Source organism: Roseomonas sp. AR75 (genome assembly GCF_005222815.1).
Lineage (GTDB): Bacteria > Pseudomonadota > Alphaproteobacteria > Acetobacterales > Acetobacteraceae > Falsiroseomonas.
The window spans coordinates 155,418-177,167 of the sequence record NZ_STGB01000002.1; the positions used below are offsets into that span (position 1 = coordinate 155,418).

The following is a 21,750-nucleotide window of genomic DNA, read 5'->3' on the forward strand; positions in this document are numbered from 1 at the left end:
CGTGCGCCGGGGGGCTGGCAGGGGAGCGAGCTTCGGGGATGGCAGGGCGGCATGACCACCCGGCGACGGACGGAGTCCGGCCCGAGGCGGATGCAGCGATAGCAGGCAAGGCCGAGGCGGGCAAGAATTTTTTCCTTGCGCGCGCATCGGCCTTTATCGAGTCTGCGCGATTGCCTCCGAAATTGCCTCGCAAAATGCGAACACGCTTTCTCGGACAGGGTCGGCGCATCAGCCTTGCTGGGCCGAAGCGCAAAAAAAGAGGGCCGATCCTTTCGGACCGGCCCGAGGCAAGGTTGAGGAAGGCTAAGCTGCCAGGGACGGGCGAGGCCCGCCGCATGACAATTGATAGGATAGCAAGGGTCGTGCCAGAGCACGGGATGGCGGGGCGGCGCTCCTGTATGGGAAGATCCGCCTGCGCCTCGGGCCATCGAGCCAGGACGACGCCGCCTGCCCTTCCCTCCGCCGTCGTGCCGGGCTGCTCGGCTGAAAGGCTACCTCAGGGGCTCCAGGATGGAGCAGTAATTCGCCACCGCCGCGCCACCCATGTTGAAGACGCCCGCGCGGTCGGCCTTCGGCAACTGCATGTCGCCGGCCTGCCCGGTGAGCTGCATCGCCGCCATGGCATGCATCGAGACGCCCGTCGCGCCGATCGGGTGGCCCTTCGACTTCAGCCCGCCGGAAGGATTCACCGGCAGCCTGCCGTCCTTTGCCGTCCAGCCTTCCAGCGCCGCCCGCGCCCCCTGCCCTTCCGGCGTCAGGCCCATCGCCTCGTATTCGATGAGCTCGGCGATGGTGAAGCAGTCATGCGTCTCGACGAAGGAGAGGTCCTGCAAGGTGAGCTCCGCGGCGTCCAGCGCGCGGCCCCAGGCCGCGCGCGCGCCTTCGAAGCGGACGATGTCGCGGCCCGCAATGGGCATGGAATCGGTCGCCTGGACCGCGGCACGGAAACGCACGGCCTTGGCCATGCTCCGCGCCGTCTCCTCGTCGGTGAGGATCAGCGCCGCGGCGCCGTCCGACACCAGCGAGCAGTCGGTGCGCTTCAGCGGCCGCGCGACGAAGGGATTCTTCTCGCTCTCGGCGCGGCAGAAGGCGAAGCCGAGGTCCTTGCGCATCTGCGCGTAGGGATTCGAGACGCCGTTCTTGTGATTCTTCGCGGCGATCGCGGCCAGCGCGTCGGACTGGTCGCCATGGCGCTGGAAATAGGCCTCGGCGATGCGGCCGAAGACGCCGGCGAAGCCCGCGGGGATCTCGCCTTCCGTCTTGCGGTAGCTGGCCGACAGCAGGATCTCGCCCACCTCCGCGGTCGGCGTCGCCGTCATCTTCTCGGCGCCCACCACCAGGGCGAAGCGCCCCTTCTTCGCGGCGAGGAAATCCATCGCGCCATGGATCGCGGCGGAGCCGGTGGCGCAGGCATTCTCGTAGCGCGTGGTCGGCTTGAAGCGCAGCTCCGGCACATGCTGGAGAAGCAAGGACGCAAAAAAATCCTGCTTGGAGAAGCCGCCGTTGAACACGCCGACGAAGGCGGCATCCACCTCGGCCGGCTCGATCCCGGCATCGGCGATGGCGGCCATCGCCACGCGGCCGAACAGGCTCTCGATGTCCGGGTCCTCGAGCTTGCCGAAGGGGGTGTGGGCCCAGCCGACGATGCAGGCGGTCATGGCATGTGTCCTTCCGCGGTTGCGGGTCAGATGGGGTTGGTCAGCGCCGGGACCAATCGGCCTTGCGGCGTTCCTTGAAGCTGGCAATGCCCTCCGCCGCCTCGGGTCCGGCGGCCTGGCGGGCGAAGGCGTCGGCGCCGGCCTCGGCATAGCCCGCCGGCAGCACCGCGCCGAGGGCTGCGATCAGCCCCTTGGTCTCGGCCAGCGCACCCGGCGCGCCCTCCAGCACATCGGCAATGGTGAGATCGAGCAGGCGCGACAGCCCCTCCGCATCCGGGGCCGCGGCATGCACCAGGCCGATGCGCAGCGCCTCCGCCGCGTCGATCACGTTGCCCTGCAGGCAGAGCCGCGCCGCGGTGCTGCGGCCCATCCGCTTCGCCAGCCAGGGCAGGATCTGCGCCGGCACCAGGCCGCGCCGCACCTCCGGCGCGCAGAACTTCGCCGTGCCGGAAGCGAGCGCGATATCGGCCGCGCAGACGAAGCCGAGGCCGCCGGCGAAGGCGCTGCCCTCCACCGCCGCGATGACCACCTGCGGCAGGTCCGCGATGGCCTGGAAGCGGGCGCCGGTGCGGCGGTTGCGCGCCTGCTGCTCGGCCAGCTTCTCCTCCGGGCTCTTCGGCGCACCGACCTCGGTCAGGTCCAGGCCTGCGCAGAAATGCCCGCCCGCGCCGCCGATGACGACGACGCGCACGGCGCTGTCGGCGCGCAGCTCCGCCAGCACCGCATCCAGCCGCGTCACCATCGCCTCGCTCATCGCGTTGCGGCGATGCGGGCGGTTCAGCGTCAGGCGCGCCACCGCGCCGTCGCGCTGGACGAGGAGAGGGTTTTCGTCGCTCACAATCCGCTATCCGTGCCGAGGTGGAACAGGCAGTCGCCGCGCGCCGTCATGCCGGGCCAGCGCTTCACCAGCACGACGCCGTCGCGCGCGAAATTCACGCGCGCGGGCTCGCGCCAGGGTGTCTCCGTGTGGTGGATCAGCCCGGCCGGCTGGCCCGCACGCACCTCCTCGCCGAGCGCGGCCAGCGGCTCGAACACGCCGGGATCGGGCGCGTAGCCGTAGTAGTCGGCGCCGCCGACATCGAGGATGCGCGTGCGATGTGCCGCGCCGCCCGCGTCCCAGGGCAGGTCGGCCGCTTCCAGATGGCGCAGCACGCCCGCGATGCCGCGCTCTGCGATGCGGATCGCGTGCGGCGTCGCATGCCCGCCGCCGCCGAGCTCCGTGCCGAGATGCAGGATGCCGCGCTGGAAGCAGATCTCGGACAGGGTGCGCCCGCCATTGGTGCCGGGGATGACGATGTAGGAATGCGGCGCGCCGAACGCCTTCAGCGCCGCGACGCCGCGCGCGAACAGCGCCTTGTCGTCGCCCCGGCGGATCAGCGCGGAGGGTGTGTACATCAGGGAGGAGCCGCCGGAATGCAGGTCGATCACGCTGCTGCACAGCGGCAGCAGCGCCTCCGTCACGTGATAGGCGATCTGCTGCGTCACGCCGCCCTCGGGGTCGCCGGGGAACAGGCGGTTGAGGTTGCCGCCGTCGATCGGGCTGGTGCGCCGACCGGCCCGGGCGGCAGGGAAGTTCAGTGCGGGCAGGATGATGAGCCGGCCCTGCACCTGCGCCGGGTCGATCTCGCGGATCAGGCGGCCGAGCGCGATCTGGCCTTCGTACTCGTCGCCATGGTTGCCGGCGACGAGCAGCACGGTCGGGCCGCTGCCATGCGCGATCACCGCGATGGGGATCGGGATGAAGCCATAGGCGCTTTCATGCGTGGAATGCGGCAGGCGCAGGAAGCCATGGCGCTTCCCCGGCGCGTCCAGGTCGATCTCGCAACTGAGCGTGCTGCGCATGGCGTTTCCGTTCCCCGTCGCGGCAGGGTCGGGCGGGGCGGAGGCGGGGTCAAGCGGCGCGCGCGGGTTACGCCGCTACTCCTCTTCCTCGTCCTCCTCCTCCCGCCGGGGATCGAGCACGCGCCAGTTGCGCTCCTCCGCGTCGTCCAGGCGATGCTCGGCGAAGGCGTGCAGTTCCGCCGTGCTGCGCCAGGCATCGTCGCCGGCGCCGACGACCTCGGCATCCTCGCCATAGGCGAACCAGGCTTCCAGCACCGCCTCGGCATCCATCCCGCCGCTGCGGCAGCGCTCGATGCTGTCCCGCACATAGCGGCGCGCGAAGGCGTTGGCGTGGGCGATGCTGCGGAAGCCCGTCACCACCTCGACCGGGTCCGACCCATTGGCGCCGGACAGGTCGAGGATGCGCACGGCCAGCCCGGCGGGGGCCGAGATCGCCTCGGCGAAGATCGGGTCTTCCTCGTCGTCGCTGTCGCTCATCCGTCCTGCTCCAAGCCGTTCCGCGTGATCGGCCGGGCGGCGTGGCGCGTCAACGCACGTCCCGGCCAGCGACGCCGAGGATCATCCCGGCCGAGACCAGCGCCACGCCCGCCAGCCCCGCCGCGCCCAGCGCCTCCCCCAGCAGGGGCCAGGCGGCGAGTGCGGCAATGGCCGGCACCAGCGCGGTGATGGTGGTGGTGCGCGGCGCGCCGAGCGCGGTGACCGCGCGGGTGAACAGGAAGCCGGCCAGCAGCACCGCGAAGAACCCCTGGTAGACGAACTGGAACGCCGCCACGCCCAGCGGCACCGCGGCAAGGTTGGAGGGCAGCAGCAGCCACCACACCGGCAGGTAGAGCGGCGCGGCGAACAAGGCGGCGGTCAGCGTCGCCTCCAGCGCCGTGATGCCCCAGCGTTTCACCAGCGTGGTGTACACCGCCCAGGAGAAGGAGCCCGAGAGCAGCAGCAGGTCGCCGCGCCAGGCGCCGGGATGGCCGCCGAAGGTGTCGAAGGCCAGCAGCACCACGCCGGCGAGGACCACCGCGAGAGAGAGGCCGCGGCGGCGCGTCCACGCCTCGTGCAGGAACGCCACGCCGAGCGCCGCCGTCAGGAAGGGCAGCATCCCCGCATTCATCACCCCGGCATGGGAGGTCGGCGCGAAGACCAGCCCGGCATAGCAGAACAGCGGGAAGCCGAACGCGGCCGTGGCGACGATGGCAGCGGCGCGCCGGGGCGGCAGGCGCGGCCAGCCGAGCAGCATGGCCAGGGGCACCGCACCAACGAAAGCGCCGGCATAGCGCAGCGCCGCCACGTCCCAGGGCGTCATCGCCTGCTTCACGGAAAGCCGCGCCGCCAGGAGAAAGCCCACCCAGACAAACAGCACCGCGACCGCGCATGCGTAGCCGATGCGCCTTTCCCGCGCCGCGTCCCCCGGAATCGCGAGGCTCATGCCCCGTTGCGCTTGCGCACGCCGTGGTGGCGCAGCAGGAACTCGCGGCCCACCTTCACCCGCGCCTGGCCGTCATAATCCACGATGTCGGCTGTCGCGTAGGTCTCCGACCAGGCATCGGGGATGAAACTGCCCGTGCCGACCACGTCGATCGGCGCCTTGGCCTCCGCCATCACCCGGCATTTCTGCACGCCGAAGCCGGAAGAGGCCACGATGCGCACCTTCGGGAAGCCGGCCTCGTCCAGCACTTCGCGCATGCGCCAGATCGCCGCCGCGGAGACGCCGGTGCCGACCAGGTGGCGCAGCTCCGTCTCGCTGCGGTAGCGGCGGACGGCCTGGGGCGCGTGGCGTTCCAGGACGGCGTAGGATTCGGCGGGGTCCAGCCCCTCCATGAAGCGGCCGCCATGGGTGTCGAGCCGCACCGCCATGCGCCCCGCCACGGCAAGCTCCGGGAAACGGCGGCAGACCTCCAGCCCGTCCGTGACCTCGCGGCCGAAATAGTCGGTCAGCACGGTCAGGTCCTGGTCGGGGAAGGTCTCGTGGAACATCTCCGCGGCGCGCAGCGTGGAGCCGGCATAGCCGATCAGGGCGTGTGGCATGGTCCCCCGCCCGCGGCCGGGCCCGAACCAGTGGGCCGTGGCGTCGTTGGCGTTGCCGATGAAGCCCTTTGCGCCCTCGCGCCGGGCCGCGGCACCGCCGACGCTGGCGGCATAGGCCATCATCGCCTGCATCTCCTGCCCGGCGCAGTGCCGCGCCTCCATCGCCAGGAACGCCACGCCGGGCAGCTCGCAGCACATCTGGTAGGCGTTGTGCGCGGCGACGCAGGCGGCACCGAGCTTCTGCAGCACGATGGTCTCGAGGTCGACGAGCTGCACGAAGCTGCCGGAGAGGTAGAAGATCGGATCGCCGGCGCCGACCCAGGCGCCTTCCTCGTGCATCACCTCGATGTCGAAGCGCGTGCCGCGCTGCTGCGCGACCGCCTGCAGCCAATCCGTCGCCAGCCGAGGGGCGGAGATCACGGGCCGGCGGAGGAACACCGCATAGGTGACGCGGCAATCGCCGAAGCGGCTGACGATGGCCTTGGTGCGGTTGAAGTAGCTGTCGGTGCGCGCGGCGATCGAGGCGTCGTCGATCGCCGCGGGTCCGTCGCTCATTGCGCGGCCTGGGCAGGCACCGCCGAACCGGGCCGGCGGGCCTTCAGCTCCTCCGCGATCAGGAAGGCCAGTTCCAGCGACTGCTCGGCATTCAGCCGCGGGTCGCAGAAGGTCGCGTAGTTGCGCGCGAGATCGGCTTCCACCAGCTTGTGCGCGCCGCCGAGGCATTCGGTGACGTTCTGGCCGGTCATCTCCACATGCACGCCGCCGGGGATGGTGCCCTCGGCTGCGTGGCAGTCGAAGAAGCCCTTCACCTCCGCCAGGATCGCATCGAAGCTGCGCGTCTTGTAGGCGCCGGCCTTGGAGCCGTTGCCATGCATCGGGTCGCAGAGCCACACCACATTGCGCCCCGCCTTCTTCACGGCACGCAGCAGCGGCGGCAGCTTCTGCCCCACCTTGTCCGCGCCCATGCGGGAGATCAGCGTCAGCCGCCCCTTCTCGTTCGCGGGGTTCAGCACCTCCGTCAGCTTGACCAGTTCGTCCGGCTCCATGCTCGGCCCGACCTTCATGCCGATCGGGTTGGCGATGCCGCGCATGAACTCGACATGCGCCCCTTCGGGCTGGCGGGTGCGATCGCCGATCCACAGGAAGTGCGCGCTGCACGCATACCACTTGCCCGGATGCGTCGAGGGCTGGCGCGTCATCGCTTCCTCGAAAGGCAGCAGCAGGGATTCGTGGGAGGTGTAGAACTCCGTCTCCCGCACCTGCGGCAGGTCGGACATGCCGCAGGCGCCCATGAAGCGCAGCGTCTCGTCGATGCGGACGGCCAGGTCCTCGTATCGGCCGGCCAGCGGGCTGCGCTTCGCGAAGTCGAGGTTCCAGCGATGCACCTCGTGCAGGTCCGCATAGCCGCCGGTCGAGAAGGCGCGCAGCAGGTTCAGCGTGGCCGCCGACTGCAGATAGGCGAACTCCATCCGGCCCGGATCTGGGATGCGCGCGGCCGCGGTGAAGTCCGGGCCGTTGATGATGTCGCCGCGATAGGAGGGCAGCGTGGTCTCACCCACCGTCTCCGTGTCGGAAGATCGCGGCTTGGCGAACTGGCCCGCCATGCGGCCGAGCTTCACCACCGGCAGGGAGGCGCCGAAGGTCAGCACGACCGCCATCTGCAGCAGCACGCGGTAGGTGTCGCGGATGGTGTTGGCGTGGAATTCGGCGAAGCTCTCCGCGCAATCGCCGCCCTGCAGCACGAAGGTGCTGCCGTCCCCGGCCTTGGCGAGATGCGCCTTCAGCCGGTCCGCCTCACCTGCAAAAACCAAGGGCGGAAATCGGCCGACCTTCGCCTCCATGGCCGCGAGGGCGGCCTGGTCGGGATAGTCGGGGACCTGACGGATCGGCATGGCCCGCCAGGATTCCGGGCTCCACGCGCGCGTAGGCATATCTTCCACCGTGCTCCACTCTGGCCAGTGGACCATAGCGGGGCCGCGGAGCTTGGCAAATCGCGGGATTCGCGGGGGTGGGGCGCCGGGCAGGCGCCCCCTTGCATCCCTTCCCTATTCCGCCGCCAGCAGCGCGGCGCCCTTGGACCCGGAGAGCGGATTGTCCGCGGCCGGCAGGTCATGCAGGTGGCAGGCGGCGATGTGCCCCTCCCCCACCGCATCGGCCACCGCGCGCAGCGGCGGCTCCTCGACCCGGCAGCGGTCGAACGCGTACTGGCATCGGGTGTGGAAGCGGCATCCCTTGGGCGGGTTGATCGGGCTCGGCACGTCGCCCTTCAGGATGATCCGTTCCCGCGCCGCGCCAGGCTCGGGCACCGGCACGGCGGAAAGCAGCGCCTCGGTGTAGGGGTGCTTCGGCGCGGAGAACAGGCTGCGCTTCGGCGCGACCTCCACGATCTTGCCCAGATACATCACCGCCACGCGATGCGTCATGTGCTCCACGATCGCGAGGTCGTGGCTGATGAAGAGCATCGCCAGGCCGAGTTCCTTCTGCAGATCCTGCAGCAGGTTCACGATCTGCGCCTTGACCGAGACGTCGAGCGCGGAAACCGCCTCGTCGCAGATGATCAGGTCGGGCTCCGCCGCCAGCGCGCGGGCGATGCCGATGCGCTGGCGCTGGCCGCCGGAGAATTCGTGCGGCCAGCGATTCACCGCATCGCGCGGCAGGCGGACCTTGTCCATCAGCCCCGCCACCTTCGCCTCCAGCTCCGCGCCATCCTTCGCGAGGCCGAAGTTGCGGATGGGCTCGGCCAGGATGTCGCGCACGCGCATCCGCGGATTGAGCGAGCTGAACGGGTCCTGGAACACCACCTGCATGCGCCGGCGCATCGGCCGCAGCGTGCCGGACGCCATGTCGTCGATGCGCGCGCCATCCAGGATCACCTGGCCGCCGGTGATGTCGAACAGGCGCAGCACCGCCTTGCCGACGGTGGACTTGCCGCAGCCGGACTCGCCGACCAGCGACAGCGTCTCGCCCTTCGCGATGTCGAAGGACACGCCGTCGACGGCGTAGACATAGCCGGTGGTGCCGCCGAAGAAGCCGCCGCGCAGCGGGAAGTGCTTCTTGAGGTCGTTGACCTGCAGGACCGGGGTGCTCATGCGGCCATCGCCTCCGTCCGCAGGGCGTAGTGGCAGGCGGCGACATGGCCCGGCGCCTTTTCCTCCAGCGCGGGCGCGACGCTGCGGCAGAGATCGGTGGTGTGCGGGCAGCGGCTGGCGAAGACGCAGCCCGGAATCTTCTGCTTGAGGCTCGGCACCAGGCCCGGGATCTCGGCCAGCCGCGTCTCCTCCCCATGCAGGGAGGAGCCGAGCTTCGGCATCGAGCCGAGCAGGCCCTGCGTGTAGGGATGCCGCGGCGAGCGGAACAGCGGGCCGATCGCCGCCTCCTCCACCTTCTTGCCGGCATACATCACCACCACGCGCTCCGCGACTTCGGCGACCACGCCGAGATCGTGTGTGATCAGCACGATGGCGGCGCCGACGCGATGCTTCAGGTCGCGCATCAGCTCCAGGATCTGCGCCTGGATCGTCACGTCGAGCGCGGTGGTCGGCTCGTCCGCGATCAGCAGCTTCGGATTGCAGGCAAGCGCGATGGCGATCATCACGCGCTGGCGCATGCCGCCCGAGAGCTGGTGCGGATATTCGCGCACGCGCCGCCTCGCCTCGGGGATGCCGACGAGGTTCAGCATCTCCACCGCACGGTCCTCGGCCTGCTGCTTCGACAGGCCCTGGTGCAGGCGCAGCGTCTCGCCGATCTGCCGGCCGACGGTCAGCACCGGGTTCAGGCTGGTCATCGGCTCCTGGAAGATCATGCTGATCTCGTTGCCGCGGATCGCCCGCATCTCCTTGTCGGAGAACGTCAGCAGGTCGCGCCCGTTGAAGCGGATCGCGCCGGCGATCTTGCCCGGCGGCTCCGGAATCAGGCGCAGGATCGACATGGCGGTGACGGACTTGCCGCAGCCGCTCTCGCCGACGATGGCCAGGGTCTCGCCGGCGTTCACGTGGAAGCTGACGCCGTCCACTGCGCGGTTGATGCCGTCCGGCGTGCGGAAATGCGTCTGCAGGTTGTCGACTTCGAGCAGGGCCATCAGAGTCGCTTTGCCATCCGGGGGTCGAGCGCGTCGCGCAGGCCGTCGCCCAGCAGGTTCACCGCCAGCACCGTGATCGAGAGGAACACGGCGGGGAAGAACACGATGTAGGGCTTCACCTGCCAGAGCGCGCGGCCCTCGGCCATGATGTTGCCCCAGGAGGGGATGATCGGCGGCGTGCCGGCGCCGATGAAGGACAGGATCGCTTCGGTGATCATCGCACTGGCGCAGATGTAGGTGGCCTGCACGGTGAGCGGCGCCAGCGTGTTCGGCAGGATGTGGCGGATGATGATCATCGGCGTGCGCGTGCCGGCCGCGACCGCCGCATCGACATAGGGCTGCTCCCGCAGGGACAGCACCACGCCGCGCACCAGGCGCGAGACGCGCGGGATCTCCGCGATGGTGATGGCCAGGATCACGTTGCCGACGCTGCCGCGCGTCAGCGCCATCAGCGCGATCGCCAGCAGGATGGAGGGGATGGACATCATCCCGTCCATGATTCGCATGATGATCGCATCCGCCACGCGGATGAAGCCCGAGATGAGCCCGATCACCAGACCGATCAGGGAGGCGCAGATCGCCACGGAGAAGCCGACCGTCAGTGAGACGCGGGTGCCGTAGAGCACGCGCGAATAGACGTCGCGCCCCAGCATGTCCGTGCCGAACCACCACTGCGCGGAGGGCTCGCGCGTGCGCAGCGCCGGCGCCAGCGCGGTGGGGTCCTTGGTGCCGAGCCAGGGCGCGAAGATGGCGACGCAGACCATCAGCAGCACCAGGAACCCGCCGATGGCGATGGTCGGGTTGCGCCACAGGAAGCCGACGAAGCCCTTGCGCCGCTTCACCGGCGGCATGATGTCCGGCATCGGCGTCGCGGCGGCGACGCCGGCTGGCAGCGCCGGGGCCGCGCCCGGCGACAGGGTGGCCGTGCTCAATAGCGGATCCTCGGGTCGAAGAGGGTATAGGCGAGGTCGATGGCCAGGTTCACCAGCACGTAGACGAAGCTGAACAGCAGGACGACGCCCTGGATCACCGGGTAGTCGCGACGCAGGATCGCATCCACCGTCAGCCGGCCGAGGCCGGGGATGGCGAAGACGCTTTCCGTCACCACCGCGCCGCCGATCAGCAGCGCGATGCCGATGCCGATCACGGTCACGATCGGCACCGCGGCGTTCTTCAGCGCATGCAGGAACAGGATGGAGCGCTGGCCCACGCCCTTGGCGCGCGCCGTGCGGATGTAGTCCTGCTGCAGAACTTCCAGCATTGTCGCGCGGGTGATGCGCGCGATCAGCGCGATATAGACCGAGCCGAGCGCGATGGCCGGCAGGATCAGGTTCTCGAGCCAGGGCCAGAAGCCCTGCGAGAAGGGCGTATAGCCCTGCACCGGCAGCAGGTCCCATTCCAGCGCGAAGTAGTACGCGAGCAGGTAGCCCACCACGAAGACCGGCACCGAGAAGCCGAGCACCGCGAAGGCCATCACCGCGCGGTCGATCATCGTGCCCTGCTTCCAGGCCGCCACCACGCCCATCGGCACGGCGATGCTGATGGCCAGGATCAGCGTGACGATCATCAGCGACAAGGTCGGCTCGATGCGCTGCTGGATCATCGTGCTGACCGGCAGGTTGGTGAAGATCGAGACGCCGAGGTCGCCGCGCAGGATGTCCCAGAGCCAGGCGCTGAACCGCACCAGATAGGGGCGGTCCAGACCCAGGCTTTCGCGGATGCGCTCGACATCCTGTGGCGTCGCCTGATCGCCGGCGATCACCGCGGCGGGATCGCCCGGCGCGATGTAGAGAAGCGAGAACACGAACAGCGCCACCACCGCCATGACGGGGATGGTGGCGAGCGTGCGCCGGACGATGTAGGCGAACATGATGTTCCCTTAGCTCAGGTCTTGGACACGCCCCAGGCGAAGGGAATCGGTCCCTTCACGATGCCGGAGACGTTCCGCCGCCACGCCTGATAGCCGAGGAAGAAGCCGGTGGGGCAGTAGACCACGTTCTCCACCGCCGCGGCGTTCAGGCGTCCGATCGCCGCGCGCTCCTGCTCAACGGTGCTGGCGGCGAGCCAGTTCGGCACCTCGGCCTCTACCGCCGGCACGTTCGGCCAGCCGAACCAGGCGCCGTCCCCATTCGCGCGCACCGCGTTGTACAGCACGGGGTTGATGGCGTCCGCGCCCGCATGCCAAGTGTGGAACATGCCCCAACCGCCCTGGTTCGGCGGGTTCTTCATCGAGCGGCGCTGTCCGACCGTGCCCCAATCGGTGGCAACGTAGTCGACATTCATCCCGAGCCGCTTCAGCAGGTCCGCAGTCACGTCGCCCTGCGCCTTCGTGATCGGCTGGTCCTGCGCGACGAGGCAGATGACCGGCTCCCCGGCATAGCCGGATTCGCGCAGCATCTGACGGCCGCGCTCCATGTTGGCGGCCTTCAGCATCTCGCCGCCCTGCTCGGTGTAGAGCGGCGTGCCAGGCGTGAAGAAGCCGCCCATCACCTTCCACAGGTTGCGGTCGCTGCCGACCAGCGCCGTCATGTAGTCTTCCTGGCTCAGCGCCGTCATCACCGCCTGGCGCACCTTCAGGTTGTTGAAGGGCGCATGCAGATGGTTCATGCGGAAGCTGCCGATGTTGCCGAGCGGATCGGCGATGTCCACCGCGATGTTGCGGTTGCGGCGCAGCACCGGCACCAGGTCGGTGATCGGGTTCTCCCACCAATCCACCTCGCCGTTCTGCAGCGCGGCGGCGGCAGTGGCCGGGTCCGGCATGATGGTCCATTCTACGCGATCCACCATCATGCGCTTGCCGCCGGCCAGCCAGCTCGCCGGCTCGTCGCGCGGCACATACTGGTCGAACTTCGCGAACACCGCCTTGGCGCCCGGCACCCATTCGTCGCGCACGAAGCGCATCGGGCCGGAGCCGACATACTCGTTGATCTGCGTGAAGCTGTCGAAGCGCGTTGCGATGCGTTCCGGCATGATGAAGCACATCGGCGTGGCGTTCTTGCCAAGCGCCATCTGCATCTTCGGGAACGGCGCCTTCAGCTTCCAGGTGAAGGTGCGGTCGTCCACCGCGGCGAGCTCGTTGTTGATCGCGCGCAGCAACTGGCCCATCGGGTCGCGCGGCATCCAGCGGTTGATCGAGGCGACGACGTCGCGGGCACGCACCGGCTCGCCGTCATGGAAGCGCAGGCCCTGGCGCAGCTTGAAGGTCCAGGTCAGGCCGTCGGAGGAGATCTCCTCCCCCTCCACCATCTGGCGCTTCGGCTCCAGCTTCTCGTCGAAGCCATAGAGCGTATCCCACACCAGCACGGACGCGTTGCGAACGACATACTGCGTGCCCCAGATCGGGTCGAAATTGGCAAGGTTGGCCTGCGGTACGAAGCGCAGCACGCGCGCATTGGCCTGGCTGTAGGCCGGCGCGGCGAGACCACCGAAAGTAGCGGCGGCGCCGGCGGCAGCGCCGGATTTCAGGAACGACCTGCGATCCATTTCAAGACTCTCCCATGCGGGCCGTTGCCGCCTTTGCGGGCAGACTGCCCCATCCCTGTGCGATATGCCAGACCCGCCTTGCGAGGTTGCAGGGCAGGCGGCGATCGGCCTCCGTGGCTTTGCACAAGCCATGCCATGCGCGCGCCAAGCGGCGCGCGCATGGCCCGTCACCCGCGGCGGATGCCCCAGAACAGGGCGAGGCCGGAAACGCGTCCGCTGAGATCGTTGCGGAGCGCGGTGTTCGAGAGATAGGCGCCCACCGGCACATAGGGCAGCTCATCCATCGCCACCGTCTGGATCTCCCGCGCGATGCGCTTCTCCGCGTCGAGGTCCGGCGCCTCGAACCAGGCGTCGCGCAGTTCCTCGAGCCGCGGCGCAGTCGGCCAGCCGAACCAGGCGCCGGTGCCGTTGCCGCGCAGCGGGAAATGCGCCGCGGGATTGGCGAAGTCGAAGGAGGAGAAGGCTGTGAACAGCATGCTCCACCCACCATTCGCCACCGGCTCGCGCGAGGTGCGTCGCTGCACCACCGTGCCCCAGTCCGCCAGCACGATGTCGGCATTGAAGCCCAGGCGCCGCACCAGGTCCGCGCCGACCTGCGTCATCGCCGAAGGTGCCAGGATGTCGGTCGGGCCGATCAGGCGCATCGGCTGGTTCGTGTAGCCCGCCGCGCGCATCAGCTCCTTCGCGCGGTCGACGCTGCGCGGCCCCGTCAGCGGGCCAAGCGCCGCATCATTCGCCAGCGGCGTGCCCGGCGTGAAGAAGCCGACGCCGGTGCTGTAGTTGCGGGGATCGGTCCCCACCACAGCCGCCATGAAATCCTCCTGCGCGATGGCGGGCAGGATCGCCTGGCGCAGCGCCTTGTTGTCGAAGGGCGGATGCAGGTGGTTGAAGCGCAGGATGCCCGTCAGCGGCAGCGGGTCGATCGCCTCCACGCGGATGTTGCGGTTGCGCCCGAGCAGCTGCTGGATTTCCGGCGGCGGCTGCTCGTACCAGTCGATCTCGCCCGTCTGCAGCGCCGCGGCGGCGGTCGCGGCATCGACGATGATGTGCCACTCCACGCGCTCGAAATGCGCCACCTTCGGGCCCGCCGTCAGGCTCGGCGTCCCGCCGGAGATCGGCACGTAGTCGGCGTTGCGCGTGTAGACGACCATGCTGCCGGAATTGTACTCGTCCGCCTTGAAGCGGAACGGGCCGCTGCCGATCGCCTCGCGCACCTGCTGGAAGGGATCGGTCTTCGCCAGCCGCTCCGGCATGATGAAGGCCGGGCTGTTGGAGACCTGCGCGAGGCCCGCGAACAGCGCCGGGAAGGGCCGCTTCAGGCGGAAGCGCAGGCGCCTGTCGTCCACCACCTCGACCGCGTCGGTTACGCTCGCGATCTTCTGGCCGAAGGGATTGCGGCGCATCCAACGCTGCAGGCTCGGCACCACGTCCTGCGCGCGCACCGGCTCGCCGTCGTGGAACTTCAGCCCGTCGCGGAGCGTGATGACGATGGTCCTGCCGCCATCCTCCGCGACATGCCCGGCGGCCATCTGCGGATGCGGGCGGAACTGCGCATCCATGCCGTAGAGCGTGTCGTAGATCATGTGCCCGTGGTTGCGGGTGATGTTGGCGGTGGTCCAGATCGGATCGAGGCTGGTGAGGTTCGCCTGCGGCACCATGCGCAGCACCTGCGCGCGCGCCGTCTGCGCGACCGCCGCGCGCGTCAGCCCGCCGGCGAAGCCCGTGGCAACGCCGGCCTTCAGCAGATCCCTGCGAAGCATGCCAATTCTCCCGTCGTGAAATCCCTGTGGCGCGGATCAGACCAGGGCTGGGCCCGGCCTGCAAGGCAGCGCGGGCGCCGCGGTCTTCCGCGGCGCCCTGCCGGCACGCTGCGTCGCGCGGCTCAGCCGCTGCGCTGCACGTTCCAGAACAGCGGCAGGCCCTTCAGCACGCCCGTCAGGTTGCGCCGATACGCCGTCGCCTGGAAATACTGGCCGAGCGGCAGATACGGCACCTGGTCGAAGGCCACCTCCTGGATCTGCCGGCAGATCTGCTGCTGCGCCTCGAGGTTCGGCGCGTCGAACCAGGCCTGGCGCAGTTCCTCGATCCGCGGGATGGTCGGCCAGCCGAACCAGGCGCGTTCCCCATTGCCGCGCAGGCTCTGGTGCACACCCGGATTGAACATGTCGAGCCCTGCCCAGAAGGTGCAGAACATGCTCCACCCGCCGCGCTCCGGCGGTTCCTTGCTGGCGCGGCGCTGCACGACGGTGCCCCAGTCCGTGTTGACGAACTCCACATTCATGCCCGCCTTCTTCAGCATGTCGTTCGACACCTGCGCCAGCGCGTTCAGGCTGGGGAAGTCGGAGGCCGCCATCAGCACGACCTTCTCGCCGTTGTAGCCGGCCGCGGCCAGGTCGCGCTTCACCTTCTCCATGTCGCGGTCCGAGGTCAGCGCATTCAGCCCGACATCGGAGGCGAAGGGCGTGCCCGGCGGGAAATAGCCGATCTCCTCGCGCCACAGGCTGCGGTCGGTGCCGATCACCGCGGTCATGAAATCCGCCTGGTTCACCGCGCCCAGCAGCGCGCGGCGCACCGCCGGCTTGTCGAAGGGCGCGTGCAGGTGGTTGAAGCGCGCAATCGCCATCAGCCCGGTCGGGTCGGGGATCTCCAGGGAGATGTTCCGGTTGCGCCGCAGCACCGGCTGCAGGTCGCCGGTGGGCTGTTCCCACCAGTCCATCTCGCCGTTCTGCAGCGCCGCCGCGGCCGTCGCGACATCCGGCGTGACATGCCATTCGATGCGGTCGAAATTCGCCTTCTTCGGCCCCGCCGTCCAGGAGGGCGTGCCCTCGGCGCGCGGCACGTAACCTTCGAAGCGCGTGTAGACCACGCGCGCGCCCGGAACGCGCTCATTCGCCACGAAGCGGAACGGGCCGGAGCCGACGATGTCGCCGGTCAGCGGGCGGTTCGCATCCTGGCTCGCCAGCCGCTCCGGCATGATGAAGCAGACCGGGCTCGAGGGCTTGCCGAGCGCATCGAACATCAGCGGGAAGGCGCGCTTGAGGCGGAAGACGATGGTGCGGTCGTCGGGCGCGGCCAGCTCGTCGGTCACCGACATCAGCACCTGGCCCAGCGCATCGCGCACCGCCCAGCGGCGGATCGAGGCGACGGCATCGGCCGCGCGCACGGGCGTGTCGTCGTGGAACTTCAGCCCGGCGCGGAGCCGCATGGTGACGCGCTTGCCGTCATCCTCGACGGTGTGGCGTTCCACCATCTGCGGCTGCGGCTTGTAGTCGCCATCCAGCCCGTACAGCGTGTCCCACACCAGGTAGCCGTGGTTGCGCGTGACATAGGCGGTGGTGACGATCGGATCGAGCACCGCGAGATCGGCCTGCGGGATGAATTTCAGCACCCGCGCCGCGCCGGCGGTGCCCTGCCCCAGCGCGGGCGCGCCCAGGGCGCCCGCGCCGAGCGCGGCCCCTGCCCCGGCGAGAAGGTGGCGTCGCAGCATCGATTGGACCTCCCTTGCGGCCGGCGCGGGCAACCCGCGCCGGACCCGGTGCATCAACCGCAAGCGCGCGCCGCGCGCAAGGGGCGCGTGGTCCGGCCCCTCAGGCCCGCCGCAGGTTCCAGAACAGCGGCGGCTGGCCCTTCAGCATGCCCGTCAGGTTCCGACGATAGGCCGTCGGCTGGTAGTACATGCCGGTCGGCACATAGGGCACCTCCTCGAAGGCGATGCGCTGCATCTCCGTCGTCGCGGCCTTCGCCGCGGCTTCGTCCGGCGCATCGAACCAGGCATTGCGCTGCTGCTCGATGGCGGGGATGGTCGGCCAGCCCGGCCAGGCATTCGCGCCATGCCCGCGGATCGAGGCGTGGCTCGCCGGGTTCCAGTGGTCCACGCCCGACCAGAAGGTGAAGAAGCCCGACCAGCCGCCCTGATCCAGCGGATTGCGGCTGGCGCGCCGCGCCACCAGCGTGCCCCAGTCCGTGCTGACCAGGTCGACGTTGAAGCCCATGCGGCGGAACAGGTCGGCGCCCACCAGCGTCGCCGCGTTGATGGAGGCAAGGTCGGTCGCGTTCAGCAGCACGAGCTTCGCGCCCATCGCGCCGGCCGCCTGCAGCTCGGACCGCGCGGCATCCACGCTCTTCTTCAGCCGGTCGAGCCCGACCGTGGAGGCGGAGGGGCTTTCCGGCGCGAAGTAGCCGATGCCTTCGCGGCGCAGATTCGGCCTTCCCTCGATGCCCGTCTCGCCGATCACGGCGGTCATGAAGTCGACCTGGTTGATCGCGGTCAGCACCGCGCGGCGCACAGCGGGGTTGTCGAAGGGCGCGGTGACATGGTTCGGGCGGAAGATGCCGATCAGGCCGCTGTTGTTGATGATGCCCACGCCGATGTTGCGCGCGTTGGCGCCGCGCAGGAACAGCGGGAACAGGTCCGCCGTCGGCTGCTCCCACCAGTCGATCTCGCCCGATTGCAGCGCTGCCGCGGCGGTCGCCTGGTCGGCGATGATGTGCCATTCGACGCGGTCGAAATGCGCCACCTTCGGACCCGCCGTCATGCTCGGCGTGCCGTTCGGCACCGGCACGTAGTCCGGATTCTTCGCATAGGCGAGGCGCGAGCCCGGCACCCACTCGTTCGCGACGAAGCGATACGGCCCGCTGCCCACGGCCTCGGTGATGTTCTGGAACGGGTCAACATTGGCAAGCCGTTCCGGCATCACGAACAGGCAGCTCGTCGTGACCTTGGAGAAGGCCTCGATCATCTTCGGGAAGGGGCGGTTCAGGCGGATCGCGAAGACGCGGTCGCTCTCCTCCGTCATGTCGGCGACGCGCGCCATGAGCTCCTGCCCGAAGGCGTCGCGGCGGCCCCAGCGCTTGATGGAGGCGATGCAGTCGCGGCCGCGCACCGGCGTGCCGTCGTGGAACTTCAGCCCCTCGCGCAGGGTGAAGCGCCAGAGCAGGCCGCCATTCTCCACCACATGGCCCTGCACCATTTGCGGCACGGGCTCGAAGCGGTCGTTCATGCCATAGAGCTGGTCGTAGACCAGGAAGGCATGGTCGCGCGCGACGAAGGCGGTGTTGGTGAAGGGGTCGATGTTGCCGGGGTTGGCGTGCGGCACGTATTTGACCGTGCGCGCCTGGGCCGGCTGGGCGATGGCGAAGCGCGGCAGCGCGGCGCCGCCGGCGGCCGCAGTGGCGCCGGCGAGAAGGTGACGGCGATGCATGTTTGGATCGTCTCCCAAATGACGTGGCCGCGAAGCTAGCGGCCACCGGCCCGATCCCTCAAGGGGAAGCCGACGGCCTGTGCAGGATGAAACGGTTCGACACCTGCGTGATGCGCGCCAGGGAGTTGTCGCGATAGCAGGCCAGCACCGTGCAGCCGGCCTCGGCGATGGCGCGGAACACCGCCGCCTGGGGCAGGGCGTGCAGTTCCTGGTCCTCGATCGCATCCATGACAGCCAGATACTCCGCCAGCACGAAGCGATAGCCGTCCAGGAAGACCGGAAGCTGGAACACCGCGACGCCGCCCGGGCGCAGCGCCGCCAGCATCCGGCGCAGCAGGAACAGCATGACCGGCGGCGGGTTGTGCTGCAGGACGATGCGCGAATAGAGCAGGTCGCAATCCGGCAGGACGAGCCCGGCCGGGTCCTCGATCTGCGCGAGCGTCACGTTGCCGACGCGCTCCTCCGCCAGATGCGCCCGTGCGAGCGCCAGATGCGGCGCCGAGACGTCGAGGCCGGTGACCTGGCGCGCGAAGCCCGCGAGGTGCCGCGTGACCCGCCCGACGCCGCAGCCGAGCTCGACGCAATGCGACCAGCCCGTGGTCTTCAGCCCGTGACCGGCCAGTTCCGCCGCCAGCATCTCCGCCTCGGCCTTCCCGGTGGCCAGGAAGGCCGGCAGGGTGGCGGCGATATGCGCCGGCTTGTAGGCGGCGTGGCTCATCACGGAGAAATGCGGCTCCTCCTCGCCCAGCCGGCTCCAGACGCGGCGCACATGCGCAATCAGGCGGGCGAGGTCCTCGGGCGAGCACGCCGTCTCGACCGGCTCGTGGCGGCGTGTCGCGGCCCATCCGGTCATGAAGCGCAGGATCTCCCGCGCATTCGCGTGGCAGAACTCCGGCGCGCCCAGGAAGCTGGCGCGCAGCGCCGCGAGGTCGGGCGTCGCGGCGGCGCGCGCCGACACCACCGCCTCGCTCTCCGGCTCGCGGCCCAGCAGCAGGCGATACGCGGCGCGCACATCCTCCGGCGGCACCGGCATGGCGACGCCTCAGCCCGTCGCGGGACGGTGGCCGAAGCCCAGCACCGGCTTCTCGGCCGTCTCCACCCAGACGGCCTTCGACTGCGTGTAGGCCTGCAGCGCCTCGATCCCGGAAGACCGCCCGTGGCCCGAGGCGCCGAAGCCGCCGAAGGGCGCGCTGACATGGATGGTGCGGTAGCCGTTCACCCAGAAGGTGCCGGCGCGCACCGAAGCCGCCACGCGATGCGCCCGCCCGACATCCCGCGTCCAGACCGCGCCGGCGAGGCCGAAGGGCGTGGCGTTCGCCAGCCGGATCGCCTCCGCCTCGTCCTCGAAGGGGATCGCCGCCACCACCGGCCCGAATATTTCATCGCGTGCCACGCGCGATTCGTTCCCGACGCCCGCAAGGATGGTTGGCGGCACCCAGAAGCCGCCGGGCGGCAGTGCCGCGTCGCGCGGCGCGGCCAGCACCTGGGCGCCTTCCGCCGCGCCGGCCGCGATCAGCGCCTCGACATGCGCGAACTGACGGGCGTTGCAGACCGGCCCGGCCTCCGTCGTCATCTCCAGCGGGTCGCCGAGCGCGATGCGGCGGGACGCCTCGGCCAGCAGCGCGACGAAGCGGTCATGGATGCGCCGCTGCACGAGCAGGCGCGACCCCGCGACGCAGCTCTGCCCCGACCCCGCGAAGATCGCCTGCTGCGCGCCCTGCACCGCCAGCGGCAGGTCGGCGTCGTCGAAGACGATGTTCGCGCTCTTGCCGCCGAGTTCCAGCACGCAGGGGATGGTGCGCGCGGCGCAGGCGGCGGCGATGCGGGCACCGGTGGCTGGGCCGCCGACGAAGGTGACCATCGCCACATCATGCGCCTCCAGCAGCGCCGCGCCGGAGGTGGCGCCGAGCCCGGCGACCACCTGCACCAGCCCCTCCGGCAGGCCGGCTTCCAGTGCGAGGCGCGCGAAGGCGATGGAGGTCAGCGGCGTGTATTCGGAGGGCTTCAGCACCACCGCGTTGCCGGCGGCCAGCGCCGGCAGCACGTTCCAGCCGCAGGTGAAGAGCGGCGCGTTCCAGGGCGTGATCGCCAGCACCACGCCGAAGGGTTCCCGCCGCACATAGACCAGATGGCCGGACGGCACGGGGATGGTCCGCCCCTCGATCTTGTCGCACCAGCCCGCCCAATACTCGGCCATCTCGGCGACCCGGGCGACTTCGCCGCGGCAGTCGCGGATCGGCTTGCCGGTATTGGCGCATTCCAGCAGCGCCAGCGCCTCCGCCTCCCGCCGGACCAGCGCGCCGAGCGCCCAGAGCCGCCGGCCCCGCTCGGCGGCCGGCAGCCCGATCCAGGCACGCTGCGCCTTCGCCGCGCCCGCCGCCGCGGCGTTCGCCAGCGCCGGGCCGGCATCGGCATAGCTCAGCAGCATGGCGCCCGTGGCGGGGTCCTGCAGTTCGATGGCGGCGCCCTCGCCCTCGCGCGTCGCGCCATCCACCAGACTGCCGACGCGCCCGCCGAGCAGCGCCTGCACGCCGTCGCGCGCGACGATCGGGGCGTCGAAGGCGCTCATGCCGCGTCTCCCGCCATCAGCAGGGCGGCGATGCGGTTGAAATCCGCATCGTCGGCGAGCGAGGCGCCCTCCCAGGCGGCCACCGCGGCGCCGCAGGCCGAGGGCGCCGCGCCAACCGCGCGGGCCAGGTCCATCGCCAGCCGCGCGTCCTTGCGCATCAGCCCCGCGGTGAAGCCGGAATCGAAGCTGGCGGAGAGCACCCAGCGCGGCAGGTTGACCTCGGTCACCGCCGACCGGCCGGACGCCGAATTCACCACCGAGAGCAGCGCCTCGGCCGATACGCCGGCGGCCGTGCCGATGCGCAGCGCCTCGCCGGCGACGACCAGATGCGTCGCCACCAGCAGGTTGTTCACCAGCTTCGCCACCTGCCCTGCGCCGGATGCGCCGACATGCAGGATGCGCGCGGCGATACGCTCCAGCCCCGGCCGGGCGCGTTCCAGCGCCGCCTCGGTCCCGCCGAGCATCACCGTCAGCGTCCCCGCCGCCGCCCCGGCCGGCCCGCCGGAGACCGGTGCGTCCAGATAGGCATGGCCCGCCGCCTCGGCCCGCGCGGCGAAGGCGCGGGCCTCGATCGGCGAGATGGTGGAGGTGTCGGCGATCACCGCGCCGGCCGTCAGGGCGGGCAGCAGGCCGTCCAGCACGGCGCCGACCGCCCTCGCATCGGGCAGGGAGAGCAGGACCAGCGGCGCCGCCACATCCTCAAGCCTTGCGACGCCGCCATGGCCGGGGGCGATGTCGAAGGCCAGCACCTCCGCCCCGGTCTCGGTCAATCGCGAGCGCATCGCCGCGCCCATCCGCCCGAGGCCCACCAGCCCGATCCGCATGCCCTGCCACCCTGGATTGCGAGGCCGGCAGGGTCGCAGCCCGAAACCAACCCGTCCAGCGCCCCCCCTGCCT

Annotated in this window: 18 protein-coding genes; all 18 read right to left on the reverse strand. The window is 70.3% G+C overall.

The window, feature by feature from the left end; all coding sequences use genetic code 11:
- Positions 1 to 491 precede the first annotated feature (491 nt).
- Positions 492 to 1,658, reverse strand: coding sequence for an acetyl-CoA acetyltransferase (locus E4T13_RS08620; RefSeq protein ID WP_137177884.1), 1,167 nt, complete (start codon positions 1,656 to 1,658; stop codon positions 492 to 494).
- A gap of 40 nt (positions 1,659 to 1,698) precedes the next feature.
- Positions 1,699 to 2,496 (reverse strand): enoyl-CoA hydratase/isomerase family protein, encoded by a 798-nt coding sequence (locus E4T13_RS08625; protein WP_170984886.1) that lies wholly within the window; start codon positions 2,494 to 2,496, stop codon positions 1,699 to 1,701.
- On the reverse strand, positions 2,493 to 3,500 hold the full coding sequence (locus tag E4T13_RS08630; RefSeq protein ID WP_137177886.1) for a succinylglutamate desuccinylase/aspartoacylase family protein: 1,008 nt from the start codon (positions 3,498 to 3,500) through the stop codon (positions 2,493 to 2,495). The genes E4T13_RS08625 and E4T13_RS08630 overlap by 4 nt, the downstream gene beginning before the upstream one ends.
- 75 nt (positions 3,501 to 3,575) lie before the next feature.
- On the reverse strand, positions 3,576 to 3,977 hold the full coding sequence (locus E4T13_RS08635; RefSeq protein WP_137177887.1) for a hypothetical protein: 402 nt from the start codon (positions 3,975 to 3,977) through the stop codon (positions 3,576 to 3,578).
- Positions 3,978 to 4,026: 49 nt separating this feature from the next.
- The gene (locus tag E4T13_RS08640; protein ID WP_137177888.1) at positions 4,027 to 4,923 is read right to left on the reverse strand and encodes a DMT family transporter; all 897 of its coding nucleotides are present in this window, start codon (positions 4,921 to 4,923) and stop codon (positions 4,027 to 4,029) included.
- A complete protein-coding gene (locus E4T13_RS08645) occupies positions 4,920 to 6,077 on the reverse strand; it encodes a nicotinate phosphoribosyltransferase (RefSeq protein ID WP_137177889.1) in 1,158 nt (385 codons plus the stop codon). Before E4T13_RS08645 ends, E4T13_RS08640 begins: the two co-directional genes overlap by 4 nt.
- Positions 6,074 to 7,414 carry a class II 3-deoxy-7-phosphoheptulonate synthase gene (locus E4T13_RS08650; RefSeq protein ID WP_240791046.1) on the reverse strand — a complete coding sequence of 447 codons (1,341 nt, stop codon included), beginning with the start codon at positions 7,412 to 7,414 and terminating at the stop codon, positions 6,074 to 6,076. The genes E4T13_RS08645 and E4T13_RS08650 overlap by 4 nt, the downstream gene beginning before the upstream one ends.
- A gap of 153 nt (positions 7,415 to 7,567) precedes the next feature.
- Positions 7,568 to 8,611, reverse strand: coding sequence for an ABC transporter ATP-binding protein (locus E4T13_RS08655; RefSeq protein WP_137177891.1), 1,044 nt, complete (start codon positions 8,609 to 8,611; stop codon positions 7,568 to 7,570).
- The gene (locus E4T13_RS08660) at positions 8,608 to 9,600 is read right to left on the reverse strand and encodes an ABC transporter ATP-binding protein (protein ID WP_137177892.1); all 993 of its coding nucleotides are present in this window, start codon (positions 9,598 to 9,600) and stop codon (positions 8,608 to 8,610) included. Before E4T13_RS08660 ends, E4T13_RS08655 begins: the two co-directional genes overlap by 4 nt.
- Entirely contained in the window at positions 9,600 to 10,463 is an 864-nt protein-coding gene (locus tag E4T13_RS08665) for an ABC transporter permease (RefSeq protein ID WP_206030152.1), read from the reverse strand. The genes E4T13_RS08660 and E4T13_RS08665 overlap by 1 nt, the downstream gene beginning before the upstream one ends.
- A gap of 65 nt (positions 10,464 to 10,528) precedes the next feature.
- Complete coding sequence (locus tag E4T13_RS08670; RefSeq protein WP_137177894.1) at positions 10,529 to 11,470, reverse strand: ABC transporter permease; 942 nt, start codon at positions 11,468 to 11,470, stop codon at positions 10,529 to 10,531.
- 14 nt (positions 11,471 to 11,484) lie between these two features.
- Positions 11,485 to 13,083: an ABC transporter substrate-binding protein gene (locus E4T13_RS08675; protein ID WP_137177895.1), complete on the reverse strand. Its 1,599-nt coding sequence runs from the start codon at positions 13,081 to 13,083 to the stop codon at positions 11,485 to 11,487.
- Between the two features lie 167 nt (positions 13,084 to 13,250).
- Positions 13,251 to 14,843 carry an ABC transporter substrate-binding protein gene (locus E4T13_RS08680; RefSeq protein ID WP_137177896.1) on the reverse strand — a complete coding sequence of 531 codons (1,593 nt, stop codon included), beginning with the start codon at positions 14,841 to 14,843 and terminating at the stop codon, positions 13,251 to 13,253.
- A gap of 122 nt (positions 14,844 to 14,965) precedes the next feature.
- Positions 14,966 to 16,570 carry an ABC transporter substrate-binding protein gene (locus E4T13_RS08685; RefSeq protein ID WP_137177897.1) on the reverse strand — a complete coding sequence of 535 codons (1,605 nt, stop codon included), beginning with the start codon at positions 16,568 to 16,570 and terminating at the stop codon, positions 14,966 to 14,968.
- Between the two features lie 100 nt (positions 16,571 to 16,670).
- The gene (locus E4T13_RS08690) at positions 16,671 to 18,284 is read right to left on the reverse strand and encodes an ABC transporter substrate-binding protein (RefSeq protein WP_137177898.1); all 1,614 of its coding nucleotides are present in this window, start codon (positions 18,282 to 18,284) and stop codon (positions 16,671 to 16,673) included.
- A gap of 58 nt (positions 18,285 to 18,342) precedes the next feature.
- Complete coding sequence (locus E4T13_RS08695) at positions 18,343 to 19,317, reverse strand: class I SAM-dependent methyltransferase (RefSeq protein WP_137177899.1); 975 nt, start codon at positions 19,315 to 19,317, stop codon at positions 18,343 to 18,345.
- Between the two features lie 9 nt (positions 19,318 to 19,326).
- Complete coding sequence (locus E4T13_RS08700) at positions 19,327 to 20,853, reverse strand: aldehyde dehydrogenase family protein (protein WP_137177900.1); 1,527 nt, start codon at positions 20,851 to 20,853, stop codon at positions 19,327 to 19,329.
- Positions 20,850 to 21,677: an NAD(P)-dependent oxidoreductase gene (locus E4T13_RS08705; RefSeq protein WP_137177901.1), complete on the reverse strand. Its 828-nt coding sequence runs from the start codon at positions 21,675 to 21,677 to the stop codon at positions 20,850 to 20,852. Before E4T13_RS08705 ends, E4T13_RS08700 begins: the two co-directional genes overlap by 4 nt.
- Between the last annotated feature and the right edge of the window lie 73 nt (positions 21,678 to 21,750).

Excerpts from the sequence above, each read along its gene's own strand:
- E4T13_RS08655 (WP_137177891.1), bottom strand. The coding sequence starts at position 8,611 with ATGAGCACCCCGGTCCTGCAGGTCAACGACCTCAAGAAGCACTTCCCG.
- E4T13_RS08620 (WP_137177884.1), bottom strand. The coding sequence starts at position 1,658 with ATGACCGCCTGCATCGTCGGCTGGGCCCACACCCCCTTCGGCAAGCTC.
- E4T13_RS08675 (WP_137177895.1), bottom strand. The coding sequence starts at position 13,083 with ATGGATCGCAGGTCGTTCCTGAAATCCGGCGCTGCCGCCGGCGCCGCC.
- E4T13_RS08695 (WP_137177899.1), bottom strand. The coding sequence starts at position 19,317 with ATGCCGGTGCCGCCGGAGGATGTGCGCGCCGCGTATCGCCTGCTGCTG.
- E4T13_RS08705 (WP_137177901.1), bottom strand. The coding sequence starts at position 21,677 with ATGCGGATCGGGCTGGTGGGCCTCGGGCGGATGGGCGCGGCGATGCGC.
- E4T13_RS08670 (WP_137177894.1), bottom strand. The coding sequence starts at position 11,470 with ATGTTCGCCTACATCGTCCGGCGCACGCTCGCCACCATCCCCGTCATG.
- E4T13_RS08645 (WP_137177889.1), bottom strand. The coding sequence starts at position 6,077 with ATGAGCGACGGACCCGCGGCGATCGACGACGCCTCGATCGCCGCGCGC.
- E4T13_RS08635 (WP_137177887.1), bottom strand. The coding sequence starts at position 3,977 with ATGAGCGACAGCGACGACGAGGAAGACCCGATCTTCGCCGAGGCGATC.
- E4T13_RS08685 (WP_137177897.1), bottom strand. The coding sequence starts at position 16,570 with ATGCTGCGACGCCACCTTCTCGCCGGGGCAGGGGCCGCGCTCGGCGCG.
- E4T13_RS08660 (WP_137177892.1), bottom strand. The coding sequence starts at position 9,600 with ATGGCCCTGCTCGAAGTCGACAACCTGCAGACGCATTTCCGCACGCCG.
- E4T13_RS08640 (WP_137177888.1), bottom strand. The coding sequence starts at position 4,923 with ATGAGCCTCGCGATTCCGGGGGACGCGGCGCGGGAAAGGCGCATCGGC.
- E4T13_RS08630 (WP_137177886.1), bottom strand. The coding sequence starts at position 3,500 with ATGCGCAGCACGCTCAGTTGCGAGATCGACCTGGACGCGCCGGGGAAG.
- E4T13_RS08650 (WP_240791046.1), bottom strand. The coding sequence starts at position 7,414 with ATGCCGATCCGTCAGGTCCCCGACTATCCCGACCAGGCCGCCCTCGCG.
- E4T13_RS08680 (WP_137177896.1), bottom strand. The coding sequence starts at position 14,843 with ATGCTTCGCAGGGATCTGCTGAAGGCCGGCGTTGCCACGGGCTTCGCC.
- E4T13_RS08690 (WP_137177898.1), bottom strand. The coding sequence starts at position 18,284 with ATGCATCGCCGTCACCTTCTCGCCGGCGCCACTGCGGCCGCCGGCGGC.
- E4T13_RS08665 (WP_206030152.1), bottom strand. The coding sequence starts at position 10,463 with ATGCCGGACATCATGCCGCCGGTGAAGCGGCGCAAGGGCTTCGTCGGC.
- E4T13_RS08700 (WP_137177900.1), bottom strand. The coding sequence starts at position 20,853 with ATGAGCGCCTTCGACGCCCCGATCGTCGCGCGCGACGGCGTGCAGGCG.